Source organism: Pseudomonas rosaeacicularis (assembly GCF_057128745.1).
The window spans coordinates 1-1,223 of sequence record NZ_JBSKHT010000039.1 but is presented as its reverse complement, the minus strand read 5'-3'; the positions used below and the strand labels follow the sequence as shown (position 1 = coordinate 1,223).

The 1,223-nt window shown below is 54.9% G+C and carries 2 protein-coding genes; both read left to right on the top strand.

What is annotated here, in order from left to right:
* The first annotated feature begins 57 nt into the window (after positions 1-57).
* Entirely contained in the window at positions 58-354 is a 297-nt protein-coding gene (locus ACWKWM_RS27845) for a transposase (protein ID WP_483849175.1), read from the top strand.
* A complete protein-coding gene (locus ACWKWM_RS27840) occupies positions 351-1,184 on the top strand; it encodes an IS3 family transposase (protein WP_483849174.1) in 834 nt (277 codons plus the stop codon). The genes ACWKWM_RS27845 and ACWKWM_RS27840 overlap by 4 nt, the downstream gene beginning before the upstream one ends.
* Positions 1,185-1,223 lie beyond the last annotated feature (39 nt).

The following is a 1,223-nucleotide window of genomic DNA, read 5'->3' as shown; positions in this document are numbered from 1 at the left end:
TGTTGTGGCTCAATATTTATGGACCATGATGTAGGAGTTTCAACTTAAGGAAGCATCATGGGATTTCGGGTTGTTAGCCCTGAAGAAAAGGCCGAGGCCATACGTCTGGTCGTCGAGATGAAGTACTCAATACCAAAGGCATGTGAGCAGACAGGCGTGGGGCCTACGGCTCTGCGGCGCTGGGTTTCGCGATGGCGCAAGGAGCAGGTAGGAGCAGCGCAAACCACCCGCCCGCAAGATCAGGATCTGATCGATTCATTGCAGGCCAGACTTGCGCTGCTGGAGGCCGAGAATGATGTCCTAAAAAAGCAGTTACCCTCTCATCTAAAGGTGCTGTTTGGCCGAAGACCATGATCGAGGGCGCGGGACAAGGTTTATCGGTTCGCCACAAATGTCGTGTGCTGGGCGTGCCCCGCAGCACCTATTACGCCTTACGCCGCCCTAAGCCTCAACGGTGCATTGAGCGGCAGCTGGAAATCAAAATCCGTAGCTTGCACAAAGAGCACCGTGGCGCGTTGGGCAGCCGTGGCTTTGCCAAAGCGCTGAAGATCCAGGGCATTGTTATCGGGCGCCATCGCATGTGCGGTTTGATGAAGAGCCTCGGGCTGGCCAGGCGTAGAGCGCAGTACAAGCATTATCGTCGTGTGACAAAGCCGTCCAGTGTTGCGCCGAACGTGCTCAAGCGCCGCTTCAACCCAGCACGCCCTAATACCTTTTGGGCGGGCGATATCACCTACATAAGGGTCGGGGGCAGTTGGTTGTACCTGGCGATCGTGATGGATCTTTTCTCACGCAGGATCGTTGGCTGGGCGTTCTCGAGAACAGCCGATACCGAGCTTTCGTTGCGGGCATTGCAGTTGGCAGTTGGAATGCGCAGGCCGTCCTCGGAACTGGTTTTTCACTCAGACCAGGGATGCCAATACACCGCTGATCGATTTGTAAGTTATCTGGAGGAGAAGCAGATCGTGCAGAGCATGAGTCGACGCGGAAACTGCTGGGACAATGCCGTGGTGGAGCGTTATTTCAGATCCCAGAAGCACGACTGGTCACCTGAAAATGGTTACACCAATCACTTCGAGGCAGAGCGGGACGTGATGGACTTCATTGCGCATTACAACCACCAACGTTGTCACACCGCCTCGAAGAACCTGCCGCCTGCTGTTTTCGAAAAGCTGGCGGCCTAATACTCCTACGTGATGGTCCAAAAAAACTGGACCACTACA